At 53.2% G+C, this 18,316-nt stretch carries 18 protein-coding genes; 13 read left to right on the forward strand and 5 right to left on the reverse strand.

The features are described from left to right. Nucleotides 1-65: 65 nt before the first annotated feature. From WBG83_RS09250 to WBG83_RS09260, 3 genes are all read left to right on the forward strand, one after another. Nucleotides 66-1,091 (forward strand): amidase domain-containing protein, encoded by a 1,026-nt coding sequence (locus WBG83_RS09250; protein ID WP_336744696.1) that lies wholly within the window; start codon nucleotides 66-68, stop codon nucleotides 1,089-1,091. 101 nt (nucleotides 1,092-1,192) lie between these two features. After that, nucleotides 1,193-2,404, forward strand: a complete 1,212-nt coding sequence (locus tag WBG83_RS09255; protein ID WP_336744698.1) for a D-alanine--D-alanine ligase family protein — start codon at nucleotides 1,193-1,195, stop codon at nucleotides 2,402-2,404. A gap of 95 nt (nucleotides 2,405-2,499) precedes the next feature. Further along, complete coding sequence (locus WBG83_RS09260; protein WP_336744699.1) at nucleotides 2,500-2,820, forward strand: hypothetical protein; 321 nt, start codon at nucleotides 2,500-2,502, stop codon at nucleotides 2,818-2,820. Between the two features lie 102 nt (nucleotides 2,821-2,922). On the opposite strand, the gene fabV is transcribed toward WBG83_RS09260, so the two are convergent. Then, nucleotides 2,923-4,113 carry an enoyl-ACP reductase FabV gene (gene fabV, locus WBG83_RS09265; RefSeq protein WP_336744701.1) on the reverse strand — a complete coding sequence of 397 codons (1,191 nt, stop codon included), beginning with the start codon at nucleotides 4,111-4,113 and terminating at the stop codon, nucleotides 2,923-2,925. A gap of 296 nt (nucleotides 4,114-4,409) precedes the next feature. Here fabV and uvsE point away from each other — a divergent pair, with 296 nt between their 5' ends. The 5 genes from uvsE (at nucleotide 4,410) to WBG83_RS09290 (ending at nucleotide 9,632) form a co-directional block, all read left to right on the forward strand. Further along, nucleotides 4,410-5,384 carry a UV DNA damage repair endonuclease UvsE gene (gene uvsE, locus WBG83_RS09270; RefSeq protein WP_336744703.1) on the forward strand — a complete coding sequence of 325 codons (975 nt, stop codon included), beginning with the start codon at nucleotides 4,410-4,412 and terminating at the stop codon, nucleotides 5,382-5,384. Between the two features lie 488 nt (nucleotides 5,385-5,872). Further along, nucleotides 5,873-6,895: a hypothetical protein gene (locus tag WBG83_RS09275; protein WP_336744705.1), complete on the forward strand. Its 1,023-nt coding sequence runs from the start codon at nucleotides 5,873-5,875 to the stop codon at nucleotides 6,893-6,895. A gap of 271 nt (nucleotides 6,896-7,166) precedes the next feature. Beyond that, complete coding sequence (locus WBG83_RS09280; protein WP_336744706.1) at nucleotides 7,167-7,937, forward strand: class I SAM-dependent methyltransferase; 771 nt, start codon at nucleotides 7,167-7,169, stop codon at nucleotides 7,935-7,937. Between the two features lie 180 nt (nucleotides 7,938-8,117). Then, entirely contained in the window at nucleotides 8,118-8,663 is a 546-nt protein-coding gene (locus WBG83_RS09285) for an NUDIX hydrolase (RefSeq protein ID WP_336744708.1), read from the forward strand. 126 nt (nucleotides 8,664-8,789) lie between these two features. Continuing rightward, entirely contained in the window at nucleotides 8,790-9,632 is an 843-nt protein-coding gene (locus tag WBG83_RS09290; RefSeq protein ID WP_336744709.1) for an inositol monophosphatase family protein, read from the forward strand. A 138-nt stretch (nucleotides 9,633-9,770) separates the two neighbouring features. Here WBG83_RS09290 and WBG83_RS09295 read toward each other — a convergent pair whose 3' ends face one another. Both WBG83_RS09295 and WBG83_RS09300 read right to left on the reverse strand, forming a co-directional pair. Next, nucleotides 9,771-9,923 (reverse strand): hypothetical protein, encoded by a 153-nt coding sequence (locus WBG83_RS09295; protein WP_336744711.1) that lies wholly within the window; start codon nucleotides 9,921-9,923, stop codon nucleotides 9,771-9,773. A gap of 59 nt (nucleotides 9,924-9,982) precedes the next feature. Then, on the reverse strand, nucleotides 9,983-10,171 hold the full coding sequence (locus WBG83_RS09300) for a hypothetical protein (protein ID WP_336744713.1): 189 nt from the start codon (nucleotides 10,169-10,171) through the stop codon (nucleotides 9,983-9,985). Between the two features lie 86 nt (nucleotides 10,172-10,257). Between WBG83_RS09300 and queD the strand changes: the two genes are divergently transcribed. From queD to WBG83_RS09325, 5 genes are all read left to right on the forward strand, one after another. After that, a complete protein-coding gene (gene queD / locus WBG83_RS09305) occupies nucleotides 10,258-10,674 on the forward strand; it encodes a 6-carboxytetrahydropterin synthase QueD (RefSeq protein WP_336744715.1) in 417 nt (138 codons plus the stop codon). A gap of 381 nt (nucleotides 10,675-11,055) precedes the next feature. After that, entirely contained in the window at nucleotides 11,056-11,376 is a 321-nt protein-coding gene (locus tag WBG83_RS09310; protein ID WP_336744717.1) for a PadR family transcriptional regulator, read from the forward strand. Next, complete coding sequence (locus tag WBG83_RS09315) at nucleotides 11,373-11,921, forward strand: HAAS signaling domain-containing protein (RefSeq protein WP_336744719.1); 549 nt, start codon at nucleotides 11,373-11,375, stop codon at nucleotides 11,919-11,921. The genes WBG83_RS09310 and WBG83_RS09315 overlap by 4 nt, the downstream gene beginning before the upstream one ends. A 2-nt stretch (nucleotides 11,922-11,923) precedes the next feature. Beyond that, on the forward strand, nucleotides 11,924-12,811 hold the full coding sequence (locus tag WBG83_RS09320) for a DUF4097 family beta strand repeat-containing protein (RefSeq protein ID WP_336744720.1): 888 nt from the start codon (nucleotides 11,924-11,926) through the stop codon (nucleotides 12,809-12,811). A gap of 717 nt (nucleotides 12,812-13,528) precedes the next feature. Next, the gene (locus WBG83_RS09325; protein ID WP_336744722.1) at nucleotides 13,529-16,117 is read left to right on the forward strand and encodes an adenosylcobalamin-dependent ribonucleoside-diphosphate reductase; all 2,589 of its coding nucleotides are present in this window, start codon (nucleotides 13,529-13,531) and stop codon (nucleotides 16,115-16,117) included. Nucleotides 16,118-16,835: 718 nt separating this feature from the next. Here WBG83_RS09325 and WBG83_RS09330 read toward each other — a convergent pair. After that, on the reverse strand, nucleotides 16,836-17,729 hold the full coding sequence (locus WBG83_RS09330) for an FRG domain-containing protein (protein WP_336744724.1): 894 nt from the start codon (nucleotides 17,727-17,729) through the stop codon (nucleotides 16,836-16,838). 407 nt (nucleotides 17,730-18,136) lie between these two features. Next, a partial coding sequence (locus WBG83_RS09335; protein WP_336744726.1) for a transposase domain-containing protein occupies nucleotides 18,137-18,316 on the reverse strand: 180 nt, incomplete at its 5' end.

Here is an 18,316-nt window from a genome sequence, read left to right on the forward strand (position 1 = left end):
TTTTCATATGTTGAACTAATGAACTGCTGCTTACACCGGATTCCATGGAAAGGAGAACTGCCGTCATGGCCAATTGGAAATCGGCGCTTTACGAATATGTCCACGTCCGCAATCAGACCGACATTCATTACTCGCCCGAGCCGCTCCTTTCACTGGTCAAAGATACATCGGTGCTTCGGGAACGCGAGAGCTACTTGCGGAGGCTGTCCGATTGCCATAACGAGCGGGGCCTTGTTCCCCGCAAAAACGAAACCCGCCTGCGCCTGCACAGCGTCGATGAACAGCCGGATCAGGTCATCGCGGAGCTGGACTTGCGCAAGACGTACCATTATGAGCTTGGAGGCATTCTTCATGAGGAGGAGCGTATCGAGCAGGAGCGTGTCTCGCTGCGCTTTGACGGTGCCCGCTGGCTGATTTGGACCGTGAAGGTGCATGTCCCGGAAAAAAGCGAGCTGCCGGACGCCGCTCTGATTCCCCAGCCGCACGCCAGCATGAGTGTAGCCGAGCCGCAGCGAACGCAATCGCTTCCTTTTATTAACCGCCGGCTTGTTCATTCTCCGGTCACCGCCAAATCCAAAAAAGCCTACTATGACCGCGATGCCGCGTGCCGGTATGCGGACGCCTATTGGAATCACGCCAATCCCGCTTATCAGGAATTTCCGTCGGACTGCACCAATTACGTATCCCAGTGCCTCTACGCCGGAGGGGCGCCAATGAACAATACGGGCCGCAGGGAAACCGGCTGGTGGTATGAGGGCAAGAGCGGCAGCAAGGAGCTGTGGAGCTACAGCTGGAGCGTCTCCCACAGTTTACAATCGTTTCTGAAACGCAGTACAATAGGACTGCGGGCCGACGAGGTGAGTTCACCGCTGGAGCTGTCTCCCGGCGACGTCATTTGTTATGACTGGAACGGCGACGGCGGATTCGAGCACAGTGTGATCGTGACGGATCTGGATGCCGACGGATTTCCGCTCGTGAACGCCCGGACGGTCAGCAGCAGACGGCGCTTCTGGGATTATCGGGATTCCTACGCATGGACTCCGAAGACTGTGTACCGGTTTTTGCGAATCTCGGATGTATTGCAGCAATGAAGATTACTCAGGTTCATACGCAATGAGGACATTTGGAAAGGCCCACTACCTAGCATGGGATTTCCTGAGCTTCACTATTCAAATGAGCGGCGGAGGTAGCTATGAGCAGAAAAATACGTGTCGGCCTGGTGTACGGAGGGAAGTCGGGGGAGCATGACGTCTCTTTGTCGACCGCGCTGGCTGTTATCGGAGCATTTGATCATGCCAAATACGACATTCATCCTTTTTATATCGATAAACAAGGCGCCTGGTTCTCGGGGCCTCCATTGACGGGACCCGTGGAGCGCAAGGAAGAGCTGCAATTCGGCAGCGGACAGGACGCGGAGCCGGCCGTGCTGGCGCTGGCGCCGATTTTCGGCAGCGGACGCAGCGGGGGCTTGCCTGCGGCTGCAGATGCCGCAAGCGGAGCAGCCGCAGACGGGGAAAAGGCGGTGCTTCATTCCACCGGATCGGCCTCGCTTGCCCGGACAGAAGGAGCCGCTTACGGCGTCGGCGGTCTGGATGTGGTGTTCCCGCTGCTGCATGGGACGAACGGAGAGGACGGTACCATCCAGGGGCTGCTGGAGATGGCCAACGTTCCTTACGTTGGCGCCGGGGTACTGGCTTCTGCGGTCGGGATGGACAAGGTCGCGATGAAGAAGCTGTTCGCCCAGGAAGGGCTGCCGCAGTGCCATTACCAGCATTTTACAAACAAGCAGTGGGCGAAGGACCGCGCATACTTCTTAATGGAAATCGAAATTTCACTCGGATATCCATGTTTTGTGAAGCCGGCCAATCTGGGCTCCAGTGTCGGAGTAGGGAAAGCGCGTAATCAGGAAGAGCTGATTGCGGCTGTAGAAGAAGCGTTCCGTTTTGACCGCAAAGTCATTGTGGAGGAATTCATTCATGCCCGTGAGGTGGAAGTGAGCGTGCTTGGCAATGATGAGCCGATTGCTTCTGTGCCGGGAGAAATCGTATCATCGAATGAATTCTACGACTACAAGGCCAAATATATTGACGGCAAGTCGGCGATGGTTATTCCTGCAGAGCTTTCGGAGGAAACGGCGGATCGGCTTCGAGAGCTGGCGGTACAGGCATTTCTTGCGATCGACGGCAGCGGCCTGTCTCGGGTGGATTTTTTCATTTCCCGCGATAACGGCCAAATTTACTTGAATGAAATCAACACTATGCCGGGCTTCACCCCGTTCAGCATGTACCCGCTGTTGTGGAAGGAAACGGGCAAGCCGTATCAGGAGCTGCTGGATGATTTGATTCGGTTGGCGCTGGAGCGCCATGCCGAGAAGCAGAAGCTGAATTTTACGTTTGATGCGTAGCCGGAAGACGTAGCATGGGCTGCCCGGATTTGGTATGATGAAGGAAGCGACACCGGTGCAGGCTGCCGGACATTCGGACAGGAGGGGCATAAGAGATGGGCTTTCAAACGGAGTTTAATTCGGTATGCAAATTCAAATCCGAGCAGGAATTGTACGAGTTGTTCGAGTATGGCCGCGGGGCGATGCTGAAATCAGGGTTCCGCGTGTATCCGACCGGACAGAAGGTCATTGCCTATTCCCCGGCCAATCAAGCCGTTGCCATTGTCAAAATTACGGCGTCCATCGCGGAGATTAATTTCCACGGTCAAGAGGTGACCAAGGTGGAGATTGAGCTGGTCCGCAAGCTGACCGAGCAGGAGTCCGCGGTTCAGACCGCTCTGGCCCATGAGATGTTTTTTGGCGAGCAGGAAGCTTAAGCTGAAGTACATCGCGGCGTTACGCACAATAGCCCCGGAGTCTCCGGTTGAAGCCTCATTCTGAGGTCAACCGGGAAATTCCGGGGCTTTGCTGTATTGCAATTAGCGCAGATTCGGGATGCTGACTTCCGGATTCGTATCCGCTTCGTAATCGATGCCTTCGGATTCAAAGCCGAACAATTGGAAAAACTCGCGGCGATAGCTGGCGATGTCCGAAATCTCCGCCAGGTTCTCCGTCGACACGATAGACCACAGCTTCGATACCTCTTCCTGTACATCTTCGCGCATCTCCCAGTCGTCGATGCGGATCAGCCCGCTCTCATCGGTCGAAGTGCCCTGCGGAGCGTACAGGCGCTCGCTGAACAAACGGTACATTTGCTCGATGCAGCCTTCATGGATGTTCTTTTCCTTCATTACCTTGTAGAGCAGGGAGATGTACAGCGGAACAACCGGAATCGCGGCGCTGGCTTGGGTGACGAGCGCTTTGTTGACGGACACATATGCGCGTCCGCCTGTAGCGCCGAGCTGGTTGTTCAGGCTTTTGCCCGTTTTCTCCAAATCGAGCTTGGCTCGTCCGATCGTGCCTTCCCGGTACACGGCGTGCGTTACTTCCGGTCCAATATAGTTGTAAGCGACAGTAACCGCTTGCGGTGCGAGCAAGCCGGCTTCCTGCAGCGCGTCGATCCACATCTGCCAGTCCTCTCCGCCCATAACCGCCACGGTTTGGCTGATTTCATCTTCCGTTGCCGGCTCGATGGTGACGGAGGTCACTTCGCCATTGTGGAAATTGACGGTTTTGTTGGAGAAGGTTTCTCCAATCGGCTTCAGTACCGAGGTGAAGGTCTCTCCTGTTTTCGGATGGGTACGGCGCGGCGAAGCGACGCTGTATACGACCAAGTCCACCTGTCCCAGCTCGGTGCGGATCAAATCGAGGGTTTTGGCCTTAATCTCATCGGAGAAGGCGTCACCCACAATGCTGAACGATTTCAGCCCGGCGTCTTGGGCAGCTTGCTCAAAAGCGGCGGAATTGTACCAGCCTGCGGTCGCCGTGCGTCCGCCCTCTGAGGGACGATCGAAGTAGACCCCGATGGTATTTGCGCCTGCGCCGAATGCCGAGACGATACGGGAAGCCAGTCCATAGCCGGTCGAGGCGCCGATGACCAGGGCGTTTTTGATGCCGGCAACCGGCTGCTGCGCCTTTACGTACTCGATTTGGCGCTGGACTTGAGCGGCGCAGCCTTCCGGGTGAGCCGTCGTACAAATAAATCCGCGTGTTTTCGGTTGGATTATCATTTTGAATATGTTCCTCTCTTCATCCATAGTCGGACCGTGGGAGCCCACAGCCGCTCTACAAACTTTCTCTCCTATTCTACCGAAAGTTGGGCCGGAAAGGAAACCCCTTTTCCCCAAAGTCGGCTGCTCTCGCTACAGCACCGTCTGTGATCCGTTCTCTCTGATTATTATTGGCTGTCTTTGGAGCATTTCACTGCGCCAGAAGCAGCCGCCTCCGGCCGGATGGGCAAGCTGGATTTCGGAGAAGCTAAAGGACAATGCAAACCGGCCTGAGATGGGCCAGAGGAGGCTGCGTCATGCAAGTCCGTTTCGGCTATGTCGCCATGTCTGTTATTGTCCAGAATGCATCCCCGTCCAAAACGATGACGGCCACCAATTTCAGCAAGCTGCAGGACCGGGAGGCGGCGATCCGCAAGCTGGAACGTATTGCTGAAGAGAACATTCACAATACGCTGCGCCTGCTTCGGCATAACCGCGCCCACGGCATTGAGGTGTTCCGCTTCTCGTCCAGGCTGATTCCGCTTATCGGGCACGAGCTTCTGGCCGGATGGGACCCGTACCCGGTATTGGCGGGGCCTTTTGCGGAGCTGGGGGCTTACGTCCGGGAGCATGGCATGCGGGTCAGCTTTCATCCGGATCATTTCACTGTGCTGAGCACCCCGCGGAAGGAAGTGCTGGACAGCTCTATCGCAGATTTAAATCGCCATGTGCGGATGCTGGAGGCAATGGGACTGGATACCCGGGCCAAAAGCAATATTCACATCGGCGGCACGTACGGGAATAAGCCGAGCGCGCGCGAAAGGTTCGTGCGCCATTTCGGCCTGCTGGGCGATGAGGTCCGGCAGCGCCTGACGCTGGAGAATGACGACAAGACGTTCAATGCCGCCGAGACACTGTCGGTATGCGAAGAGGTAGGGGTGCCCATGGTGCTGGATGTGCATCACCATGCCGTCAACAACGACGGGGAAAGCGCGGAGTCCCTATGGCCCCGGATTGCCGCCACATGGGACGGCCCGAACGGCAGCGGATTAGCGCCCAAAATCCACGTTTCCAGCCCCAAAAGCGAAGCTGACCCGCGGGGTCATGCCGATTATGTCGAAGCTGGGCCGCTGCATCATTTCTTGCAGAGCATCGCGGCTTCCACCCCGCGGCTGGATGTCATGATTGAGGCGAAGCGCAAGGATGACGCATTGATGAAGCTGGTCGAGGAGTTATCCGGCTTGGACGGCGTAAAGCGCTCTGGCGAGGCTGCCGTTGAATTAGGCGGCTGATCGCCCGCTGTCATGCAGCGAAACACCGCGCGCCGGGAGCAGCGCGCGATGCGGGATGATCCGCCGTCTGTCCTAATGCTTCCGGAAGAAAGCTGGCGCGGTGAGCTGTCCGCCCGGCTTGTTTCTGCTGTTATTGAATTGAAATTCAGGAGGGGACTTACGGCGACTGTCCTCAATTCATCATGTTACTGCGGCAGACGACAATTTTCAGTCGTTTTTTGTCGTTCTTTTGCAAAGGAAGTGTTTACCAATCTGATAGGTCTATGGTATGATATTTTATATACTCCTTTAGGTTTTATTCCCTACTTCATTCTTCTTCGACAACTTCGGCCAAAATTCATTTCTGTATCATCACTCTCTTTTGTCGAATTTTTTATAATCAATGACAAGCTGTTTTTTGCCATGCATCTATATATCAATAAATATGTAATAAATATGAATTAGTAACTTATATTATGAATTAGATACGCATGTGTGGAGGTAGAGAAATGATGACAACCAGAACGCTTGGCTACGTTGTACCGCTGCTGTATACCTTAAAGACCCGCTCCAAGAACGGCGTTGGGAAATGGTCATGGGTCATGATTTACTTTGTTCCTATGCTGCTTCTCGCGTGGTTTTTTACTGGCGGCAGTATGGCGCCCAGCACGGCCCGGTGGGTGGGGCAAGGGGGATTGCTGGCGGCAGCCGGCATTATCCCGGCGGTTCTGAGTCTATTCTCTGTTTATGAAATCGGACACCTCCACCATGATACGTCGGCGAGAACGACGAAGCAGGCGCCGGTATTTTGGCTCACTCCGGAAGAAAAAGCCGAGGTCCGCGCACAGCTATGGGCTCTGACCGTACTGAAGCTGGTTGTCGCGTTAGGACTGGCTGCGTTTTCGGTCTGGCTGGCCAGCGGGGCGGGCATTTATGCCGCGCAGGGAACAGCCGCCTGGGGAATCGGGGGGCATCCGTATTACTCCTTTGGACTGCTCGCCGGAGCAATGGCACTGCTTCTGGCCGTGCTTTTTGTCCATTACCGGCTGCAGGGCAAGGCGAGCATCCTGACCTTCGGCCTTCTCTCCATGCTGAAGTATGCGGCGCCTGCGCTGGTGCTGCTTCCCTTGGACCTCCGCTCTATTCCTGTTTTGCTGATGACGGTTTTTCTTGCATGCTCTATGCCCTGCCTGATGGAATACGCCGCCCACAAAGGAGTGGCTGGCATCAGAGGATGGGCGTCAGAAATAGATGTTCTGCGGATTCGCTACTATTGTGTGCTTAGCGCGCTGTGCGGCATGGTTTGGGCGGTAGGGAAAATTTGGTCCACCGTCGAGCCTTTTCTCCCGAAAGCGGGAGGGCTTATTCCGGCAAGCGGTCCATGGGGGCTGAGCCTGCATGCAGTAGAGTACATCGGGTTTGTGGACGCGCTTCTTGTATACTTCCTTATTTACTGGGGGGTGCTGCTGGTATACCGCAGCAGTCAGGAGTGGGGACGGAAGCTGCGCGGGGTGCTAGGCAAAAATATGTAGCAAACCGTAAAGAAACGTTATTTTTCATGGCTGGATTATAGGGGCATCTGATCGCACAGTCTTGTGTAATCAGGTGCCTTGTTGCTGTCTTCCAGAACTAATATTCGACATATAATATTCCCAAAAGAGGATGTGAACCCGGCCCCGGTACCATGTCAAAAAAATTCCATGTGCGTTCTCTTAAATTCATCTATGATAAAGGAAGACAGACGGTGTGCAGGCGGCTTGCTACAGAAGAAGCGCTGCACAAGAGAAAGGAGGAGGGATTTCGATGACTGAACCGGTACAAGCTGATGATATCCGCTGGTGGAACAGGCTGGCCGAGAAATTGAACGGGTACCAGGGCACATATCGGGTAAGCTACGAAGGGGCGACAGGGGAGGCGGAATTTGTTTCCCTCGTTAATAGTAAGCTGAATCAACAATCCACGGTGCTGGATATCGGCTGCGCGGACGGTGTATTTGCAAGCCGGATTGCCCCGCTGGCGGGCAAGGTGACAGCTGTAGATTTATCACCGGTCATGATTGAGAAGGCCCGAAGCCTGCAAAATGAGCAGCTGGAGTTTCTGGTGGCCGATGGCCGGCAGCTTCCCTTTCCGGAGAATGCCTTCGATATCGTGGTCAGCCGCCGCGGGCCTGTGAGTGAGCCGGGATTTTGGGAAGAGGCGGTCCGGGTCGTAAAGCCGGGCGGGTTTCTTGTGGAAATTACGATTGGGAACCGGGATGCGGTGGAGTGGAAGGAACTATTTGGAAGAGGTCAAGGGTATGCGAAGCGGAACACGTCCAGATATATGGACATTGTTACGCAAATTGAAGCCCACCCGGGGGTCAGGCTGAGAGAAGCGCATGAATACATTGCGGATGCCGTTTATCCTGAGCTTGAAGATGTGACTTTGCAGCTGTCCTCTACACCGATTGTGGATGATTTCGATCTCGTCCGCGATAGGGAGGTTGTCCGGCAGCTTGCCGAGACGTGTCGGATCGGCCAAGGCATTCGAAGAACATATCACCGTATTGTATGGGCGGCGCAAAAACAAAGCTGATTCCTATCGGCCCCAAAATGTAGGTAGTGACTTGGGCGGGGTCTCGTGTATAATATAACGTTGGATTTTGTATATCGGATCAGGAAATCACCGGAGATAGAACAGCTTGCCGTATGACACGGGTAGGCTGAAGCGGTGGTCAAAGCTGTAGTCAAAGCTGTAGGAAAGGAGGACTCGGGAATGGAGCTAATTAAAGAAATCGGCCAAAGCGATATTGGCCTTCCTGCTGAATCTACAGCGGGGGTCCGATTCCGGCTGCGCCGGGCGTCCCGTGCGGTCGTGTTTAACCCGGACGGACAAGTTGCCCTGCTCTATGTGTCCGGCGACGGCTATCACAAGCTTCCCGGCGGAGGCATTGAGGATGGCGAAGACATGTACGGGGCGCTGCATCGGGAGCTGCTTGAGGAGGCGGGCGTTCAGATTGAAGTATTGAGCGAGCTTGGCGCCATCATTGAGTATCATAATGAGTTTGAGCTGCTGCAAATCTCATACTGCTTCACCTGTAAGGTGATCGGCGCACAAGGGGAGCCTTCTTTTACCGAGGAGGAGCTTACCGACGGATTTCAGTTGAAATGGACGGTACTGGATGAAGCGATCCGCCTGGTGGAGACCGACTGTCCGGCAAGTGATTCGGGCAGGTTTATACAGGCAAGGGATTTGGCCTTTTTGAAGCGGGCGCAGGAACGGGTGCAAGCTGCGGCTTCGTCCCCCCTCCCAATAGAATAGAATCGTTCATCGTTCAGAATGTGCGAGTTTCTACAACAAGATTTGGTTGAAACGTGGAGGACTTTTCAACGTATATTTTGTATACTAAGCTTGAAAGCAGGTCTCGGCAAAAGAAAGGGATGAGCCATGGCTGAGTTAAAAAAACCAACCTATCAAGTAACAGGAAAAAGCTTTACTGCAGTTGCGATCAATACGGCGGCTAAAGCCGGAGAATGGATAAAAAGCAAGCTGGGCGATATTTCAGCTATCGACCAAAAAACCTCTTCGCGGGATTTGGTTACAGAGGTAGACAAGGGCGCAGAGAAGATGATTCGCAATCTGATTCATACTCATTTTCCAACCCATGCGATTCTTGGGGAAGAAGGCGTAGAGCCGGGCCCCGAGGCCTCTATTCAGGCCTTGCAGGATTTGAGCGAATCCGAGTTTCTGTGGATTGTCGATCCGGTAGACGGCACAACCAATTATATTCACGGGTTTCCGTTTTTCTGTGTCTCGCTCGCGCTGGCCCACAAGGGCGAAGTCATCGTCGGAGTTGTCTACGATCCGGTCCGGGACGAATTGTTTGTGGCGGAAAAGGGCAAGGGAGCCTATATGAAAGGCAAGCGGATCTCCGTATCCTCAGAGCAAACCTTGAGTGAAAGCCTGGTGGCTACGGGATTTCCGGGAGGGCCGGGGATGCTGGAACGCAACATTGCGCAAATGCTGTATCTTGTGCCTCGCGTCCGCAATATTCGTACAAGCGGTTCTGCGGCGCTTCATTTGGCGTATGTAGCTGCAGGAAGGCTGAGTGCCTTCTGGGAGATGAATCTGAACAGCTGGGATATTGCAGCCGGAGCCCTGCTGATTCAAGAGGCCGGCGGACGGGTTACGGATATCGACGGCAAGCCGTTCGATTTGTCGGTGCGTCATATCGTTGCTGCGAACAAGCATATTCACGATGAGCTTCATACTGCCCTTGCTCAGGCATAGAAGGGGACATCATGTTATTCAACAGCGCCTGCACGGACAGAGGCAGGCGCTGCAGGGATGGCGTATCATCACGGGTACCGGTGCAAAAGCTGCCTTGAGAACATCTTGGCCGAACCCGGCATTGCGTCCGTGTACGGGTTAGGTGTTCGGGTGATTTTTGCTGATTTCATTCAGGCTTGGCGGCCATTTGGCAGCCCCTGATGCCTTCGTCGGGACAGCCTTCTCTGTAACTTCGCCCTTACCGTGCTGTCCGCGTGTGCTGAAGCGCCCGCCTTTATTGCTATCCGGCATAATTGATCTCACCTCCCCAACACGGTTAGGGTGCGCCGGAAGCGGCGGAATCATGCAGGTCAGCTGAGGGTTTCGTCCGTATCGAGCACAGCGGCATGGAATGCTTCATCCATCTGCCGGAGCTGCTCGATTTTTTGTACTTCCGTTAAGGAATGATCGTCAAGAATGGAGCGGGAAATGATTTTGTAGGTTGTATCGTTAACGCCCGTTTCGTGGAACAGCTCCGTGTAGAACGGAATGTTGGACATGGTGCGGCCCACCTCCTTTGGCTCCAGTATGGACGAAAAAAGGGGAAATTATACTGTCGGCTCCGATCAGGGAAGGAGGAAGGCACATGATTTATCAATATTATCCGCAGGTGCCGCATGGATACAAGTTCGAGCTCAACAAGGATATGAATTTCTCTGCGGCTCATTATATACCGGTGGAAGCGGCAGGCAAATGCCAGCGGGTCCATGGCCATACATATGTCATTAACTTGACGATTTGCGGCAATGACCTGGATGAGGCAGGGTTTCTGGTCGATTTCAAGCAGTTAAAAACGCTGGTGCATGATCGGTATGATCACACGCTGCTCAATGAGCATGCTGAATTTAACGGCGGATCGGACCGGTTCCCGAGTACAGAAGTGGTGGCCAGAACGATTTGGGAAATTGTACAGGAGCATCTGGATACGAAGTCGAATCAGCCGCGGTGCGTACAGGTCATTGTGCGGGAAACACCGACAAGCTATGTGACATACCGCCCGTAACGGGGGAGTGAGAGGTCAGCCGCGCGGATTACACTGGGGCGCGATGAGCTTCTCCATCGTCTGCGACCTGCCGGACGAACTCCGATCGCGCGTGGCGGCCGGTCTTCATCAGGCGAAGCAGAACGCAGGTTTCCGTCAAACGGGGACCTGCGTTTTGCTTCGCCTGACTCTTTTCTGTGAAAGAGCTGCTTTCATACCGGGGATGCGATAGAGCGTCATGACGGTTTTTTTAGAACGTGTCCATTGGTTATTCTTCTCGAAGTACTATATTGCAATGTTGAATACTAAATGGTATAGTATAGAAGAATTTGGGATTATTTTTTTGTTCCGGTATTAATTATTAATTAATACTCAACATTGTGAAATAGGGGGCGAATGACGATGAATGTACAGTTCAAAAAAGGTGTGCTTGATTTGTGCGTGCTTGCCCTGACCGCCAAAGAAGACCGCTATGGCTATGAGCTGGCGGTTGCGATATCCTCCAAGTTCGAGATGGCTGTAGGAAGCGTATATCCGCTGTTGAACCGGCTTACGCAGGAGGGCTATTTCTCGACGTATTTGAAGGAATCCAAGGAAGGCCCCCCGCGAAAGTACTACCACTTGACGGCTGTGGGCAGGAACCATTTATTCGGGCTGATTGTAGAATGGCGGGAGTTTACCAAAGCGGTCAATGAGCTGATTGAGGAGGGAGTTCAGGTATGAATCGTCAACAGTATTTAGGAGAGCTGGAGCGGCTGCTCTCAGCCGCGCCGGAACACGTGCGCCAGCAGTGGATGTACGATTACGAGGAGCATTTCCGGTTGGCGGAGGAGGAGGGCAAAAGCGAGTATGAAGTGGTGCTGGAACTCGGCGATCCGCGTATGATTGCCAATGAGCTGTTATCCAGCCGTCAGGCCGTGAGCTTAGGGACAGGAGAACCCGGCGGCTCCGCGCCGCGCATGGTGCTGGCAGCAGTCAGCCTGATTCTTTTTAATCTGGTGTTTATTGTCGGTCCATATATAGCGCTATGTAGTGTCATTGCGGCGCTTTGGGCTGTCGTGTTGGCTTTACTCGTCAGTGCGGTTGCCGCTGCGGCTGCCGGATTCGCCGGAATCGATTTGGAAATTATACAGGGCATTTCCGCTGCGCTGGTCTGTCTTGGTCTCGGTATGCTGGCCGGTGCGGGTGTACAGTGGTTGTCGCGAATGTTTGTCAAGCTGACGGTTCAGTATGTGCGCCTGAATTTCAGGCTCGTTAGGGGGAAATAATCATGACCATGAAGAACTGGATTCGAACGGCCCTTGTGCTGCTCATACTCGGCATTGCCGGCGGGCTGTTTTCCTTCCGTCTGGACGATTGGCGAGCCTCCAGCGTGTCCAAGGAAGAAATGGTTCAAGCTTCGGATGTGCGCCAAATCCGGATTTTGATGACTGGCGAGAATATCCGGGTCGTCAAAGGGCAGGGAGATCATATGAAGCTGCGGATGGAAGGCAGGGCGAGCAAACACTTTCTCGACGATGCTTTGCTGCAAACCAGGCGCGAGGGGGATACCCTTGTAGTAGCTGGAACGGAGAAGAAATTCGGTATCGGCTTCAGATTTATCAGCTTGACGCTTACGGTAGAGCTTCCGGCGAAGCAATGGGATGCCTTGACCGTCAATACGGACAGCGGGGATATCGAGCTGACGGATATTGAAGCAGGTGCATTAACTGTACAAAGTGACTCCGGGGACGCGCTAATTGCCGGTGTCAAGGCCGGGCAGCTTCAAGTGAAAACCGATAGCGGCGATATTCGGCTGGACGGTGTCGATGGCAATACTGTCATGGAGACGGATTCCGGGGATGTCGAAGTAACGGCCAAGGATTTGCTGTATGATACGACGGTGAAGACGGACAGTGGGGATGTGAAGGTAAGTCTGGCGGATAAGCCGTCGTCTCTTCAATTGCAATTCCGGACGGATTCCGGCGACCGTGAGGTGGAGTGGCTGGAGAAAAGGGAGCGGCCAACCGAGCCAACCGATGGCTCCGGCTCGCGTTCTTCGTTGGAGTCTTCATTGCCACCATTGCCACCATTAGGGGAAGTTATTCTGTTTGGCAGCGGGCACCATAAGCTGTGGGTAGAGACGGATTCCGGCGATTTCGAGCTTGGTCATAAATAAAAGCATGGGGATAAAAGCAAGTATTCTAACTGGCAGAGCAGCAGGCTTGCGGATACAAGCAAGACTGAACAAAGCGGCTTGACCGGAATGTTGTGGATAATCAGGGTCAGCCGGAATAACCGGCTGGCTTTTTTTGCGAAATTCTGCGAAAATCCAGCTGTTCGTACCGGCGATGTGGCGCTGAAGCCAGGACTGCTGTTCAGCGGCACGGCTTGAACAAATCGGGAGCTAAGGATGATGCATAACCGATCTAGCCCACAGGCTGTGGGTAATATGTGAATAAATCACCGTCTTTTGTGGATAAGCCTGTTAATAAAATAATAAACAAAACATAGCGCAAATCCTTTCGATTCGTTGTTACAGTTTACGTAATTTTGTACTCGGATACGGGCTGAAATGTTAAGAAAGAGAGCTTGCGGGAGAAAAAGCTTCTTCTTCGCAGGGAATAGGCGATTATGTCTCGAAAATAAGAATGAATTCGGGGAAAAATCGATATGTTGTGTAGTATAATGAGACCCAGACACTACATGTTGTGCTATTTACATATGTAGGCGGTAGATTCAGTCAGGCTTCCGGCTTGTTTTCTGCTGGCTTGCATGGCCCGGATTTGCCGCCAAATATGCGCAGCAGCACACGCAGCCTGTGCTTTCGGGAGAGTCGGGACGACGTACAATTCGGGAGCAGCCCTCACCAACTTTTTAGGAGGTTATTTTCCATATGAGTACCTTAAGCAAGCAGCGTTTGGAAGGATTGAGCGAGAAAATTTTTCTGGACCGGTATGCTTGGAAAAATCCAGATCCAAGCCACGCCAAGGTTGGCGATGTGGTGCTTGTTCTAACGAAGGATGACCCGAAATTTCCTACAAAAGAGGTCGGCGAGATTATGGCCCGGAACGGCCGCACGGTAACGGTAAAAACCCGCAGCGGCGGACAGGTAGAGTGCGATGTGGAGAAGCTGACGCTGAATATTGAGAAAACGCCGGAGGAAATGTGGGACCGTCTGGCCAAGGCGATGGCCTCGGTGGAGGCGACACCGGAATTACAGCAGGAATGGGAAACGAAGTTCCGCGGCATACTGGACGGCTGGAAGCTCGTTCCGGGGGGCCGTATTGCGGCTGGAGCGGGCGCCAGTGAAGAGCTGACGCTGTTTAACTGTTATGTGATCCCTTCGCCGAAGGATAGCCGGGGCGGCATTATGGAGACTTTGACCGAAATGACCGAGATTATGGCCCGGGGGGGCGGTGTAGGGATTAACCTTAGCTCGCTTCGACCGCGCCGTGCGGTCGTTAAGGGCGTAAACGGCTCGTCCAGCGGAGCCGTTTCCTGGGGCGGTTTGTTCAGCTATACGACCGGACTCATCGAGCAGGGAGGCAGCCGCCGCGGCGCGCTGATGCTGATGATAAACGACTGGCATCCGGATGTGCTGGATTTCATTACCGTCAAGCAAACGATGGGACAAGTGACCAATGCGAACCTGTCCGTATGCGTCAGCAATGCCTTTATGAAAGCTGTCAAGGAGGACTTGGACTGGGATTTGGTCTTCCCGGATACGACCAGTCCGGATTACACCGATTTGTGGGACGGGGATTTGGACAAATGGAAGGCCGCCGGCAGGCCCGTTGTTACCGTCAGAACCGTGAAAGCGCGGGAAATTTGGCATACGATTATTGAGTCGGCCTGGAAATCGGCGGAGCCGGGCGTTGTCTTCATGGAATACTACAACCAGATGTCCAACAGCTGGTATTTTAACCCGATTATTTGTACGAATCCTTGCGGTGAGCAAGGCTTGCCGGGCTGGGGCGTCTGTAACCTGTCTGCAATGAACCTGTCTCAGTTCTATGATCAAGAGAAGCATGATGTGGCGTGGGAAGAGCTGGCTACTACGACGCGGTACTCGGTCCGGTTCCTCGATAACGTCATTAGCAAGACACCGTATCATTTCGAAGAAAATGAGAAAAACCAAAAAAACGAGCGCCGGGTCGGTCTCGGCACGATGGGTTTGGCTGAGCTGATGATCAAGCTGAACATTCGCTACGGCAGTCCGGAATCGCTTGAATTTCTGGATAAGCTGTACGGATTTATCGCCAAGGAGGCGTATTTGGCCTCGGCGGATATTGCGGCGGAGAAAGGCTCGTTCCCGGCCTTCGATACCGATAAATATTTGCAAAGCGGCTTCATGAAGGTAATGACCGGCGTGTATCCGGAGGTGGAACAGGCGGTTCGCAGCAAGGGTATCCGGAACGTAACGATCATTACCCAGGCGCCGACCGGCAGCACAGGGACGATGGTAGGCACGTCCACAGGCATTGAGCCGTATTTCGCCTTCAAATATTACCGTCAAAGCCGTCTCGGCTTCGATGAGCAATTCGTGCCAATCGCCCAGGAATGGATGGATGCGCATCCGGGCGAGAGCCTGCCCGATTATTTCGTAACGGCCATGGACTTGTCTGCGGAGGATCATATCCGGGCGCAGGCCGCTATCCAGCGCTGGGTGGACAGCTCGATTTCCAAAACGGCCAACTGTCCGTCCGATTTTACCGTGGAAGAAACAAAACGCTTGTATGAGCTTGCCTTCGATTTGGGCTGCAAGGGAGTTACCATTTACCGTGACGGCAGCCGTGATGTGCAGGTGCTGCAAACGGAGAAGAAGCAAGAGAAGGACGGGAAGAATGAAGACAAGCCTGTTGCTTCGGCGCCTGCTCCTGCAGCAGCTCCTTCGCAAGCCGCCGCTTCGTCCGAACTAGCAGTCAGCCTGAACAGCGATGTGGTTGATAAACAGTACAAGAAGCGCCCACAGGTGCTGCGGGGGGCCACGTACAAAATCAACACGCCTTTTGGCATGGCCTATATTACGATTAACGATTTGGACGGCAGCCCGGCGGAGATATTCCTTAACGTCGGCAAAGCGGGCTCGGACGTGTTCGCTATGGCTGAAGCTCTCGGCCGCGTGTGCTCCCTGTTCCTGCGCTACGGAGATCATGGGCAAAAGGTGGATCTGCTCATCAAGCATTTGAAGGGCATCGGGGGCTCGGGTGCAATTGGCTTCGGCGCGAACCGTGTGGAATCGATTGCCGATGCGGTCGCCAAAGCGCTCGAAACACATTTGCAAAGCAGTATGGACGAAGAGCGTGACCCGGCTCCTGTCGCCGCCTCGCACGAAGAGCGTGAGCCTGGTCTGACAGCGCCGCAGCAACTGGCGGTGACCTTCAACTCGCTTGATTTGTGCCCATCCTGCGGCTCGGCCTCTCTGCACAACATCGAGGGCTGCAAGACGTGCACCAACTGCGGGTATAGCAAGTGTTCTTGATGTGAGAATAAAATACAAGAAGGCAGGCGAAGAATCTGATTCGTCTGCCTTTTTTTGCATAGGGTAAGCTTGAATACAAGAACATCTTCGTAACCTGCCATACGATGCAATATCACGAGTAGGGGAGTGAAGACTACTGGCTATTATTAATGCAGGGGACTGTGTTGGAGTGTTGTACTGGACGACAGAGGGCGCGCCTGCCACCGTACATGATGGCGTGCTGGTTACGCCCGCAAGGTTGGACACGAGCACATTTAAAGGCAATGTGACGATTCTCCATTACAACATAAATCGGACGACAGGGAAACTATTTCGGGAATTGATTACAGTTACACCCATCGAAATCCGAAAGACACCCTTTCGGGCAGCTGATCAGCCAGGACGCTGCAGCGGCCATGTGAACAACCCGGCAATTCCGGCTGGTTCTTGTGTCGCCGTGAAATTCAAGGTAGCGGTTTCGGACAAGTATCCGGCGGGCCGGGAAGTAAAGAACGGACGAATACTCTGTCCGATTAAGAATGGCAATCATCCTCCCAATACAGTTTGGATCTATCATTGGCTTGTGAGGAATCCGCTCAGTGACAGCCCCAGCCTCAAGCTGGAGCTTAAAAGCTACTCCAATGTTACCTATGTAGAGAAGGCGAGGGTATTTCCTTTGCCAAAGTCAAGACGGCGCTCTCTTGGCAAACACAGACCTCGCCGACTACACAAGTAATGATTATACGCGCCGGGAGACGAATACCGCTGAGCTGCTGCTCGTTAAGTTTTCTGCATTGATTTCGCGCTCGATTTCGTCCTTTACTTTATCCAGCTGCGGAAATAAGTCGCTTACTGTTAATCCGTAATGGTTCAGCTGATGATAAATATCATTGCGGGACTCTTTAGTTATGACGATTTTGTACAGGTAGTTAGCGGCGTCGGGAAGCTGATTGAGAGGAACGATAATTCTTCGCTTTGGATATACGGTGAAGGTGCCAGCCTGTTTAATAATACGCGGGTTATTCAGCGGTCCGATGGCTGCTGCTGCTTTTACATTCTCATTCCGGACATTCGGACCGAATTTGGCGTTAAAGGCAGGCTCTGTGACGTTAGGAATGTATCCACGCTGTAAGAAGTCATAAAATTGAAAAGCTTTATTCAGCTCGACCGGGTTTAACAGCCATACGGCAGAGTCTACTTCTTCTTCTTTGGGGGTGCGATTCGGGTCTACGGCAAACAGCAGCGCCACCAGTGCTTCTCGTGACCAATCGAGCAGCCGGGTCGGCACTCCATAATGCTGCATCATGAAAAGCCAACCCCAATAAGAATTCCGATCCTCAGAATAGGGGAAGTACGGTGTTTCCTGCAGATACGGGTAAGCAAGCGAACGGAATTTGGATAAATACACGATTTCGGCTTGCGCGCCAAGACCTCTGGCAATCGAAGGATCCAGATTATAATCGGTGCGCTTGACGCCTCGAAACCAGAGCTCACACTTATTAGGCTTATTCTCAGGACAAATCAACTGATAAAAATGGTCTACAGCCCGCAGGAACTTCTCGACCGAATTGACCCCGCGAATTGTTGGAATCCCATTAGCGTTGGCCCGCGTCGGCTTGTGAGGTTTCACCATTGTTCACTTCTCCTTGGGTTTCAACTTGACACACAACACAACCTATGTGCTAATGCCTAGAAATGTTCAAACATGGAAAATAACTTACATGGCAATTAAACGCTGATAAAAGGCTAATAAAAAACGAGAGTGCCAGCATTACACTCGCACTCTCGTTTTGTCTGCATTTCTGTTAAGAGGTGTGGATATGGCCGACGACCAAATACTTAAACTCATTGGAATTAGAATGCGTGACCTGCGTAAAGAACGCGGATTATCACAGGAACAATCAGGGAAAAGGCGAATTTTCACTTCTCTTGTATTGGAGTTATTCGTGTATATAATATCGCATCACAATGGTAAGCGTCTAATAACCAGGTGTATTGAAAAAGAAAAACCCATGGCTCTGAGGATCCACAGGCTCTACGTTATGTACAATGTTGCCCGACTGCCGGACTCCATGGGAGGTACGCATCAAGCAACTCCGGCTGCTGACGAAATGCAATCGCTGGTAACTGCTGCAACAGATAGACTAGATATTTGTACGGGCTCAACCCATTTGCCTTTGCGGTCTCTACGATGCTGTAGATCGCTGCACTTGCGGTTGC

The sequence above is a fragment of the Paenibacillus sp. y28 genome (assembly GCF_037137075.1).
Lineage (GTDB): Bacteria > Bacillota > Bacilli > Paenibacillales > NBRC-103111 > JBBBNV01.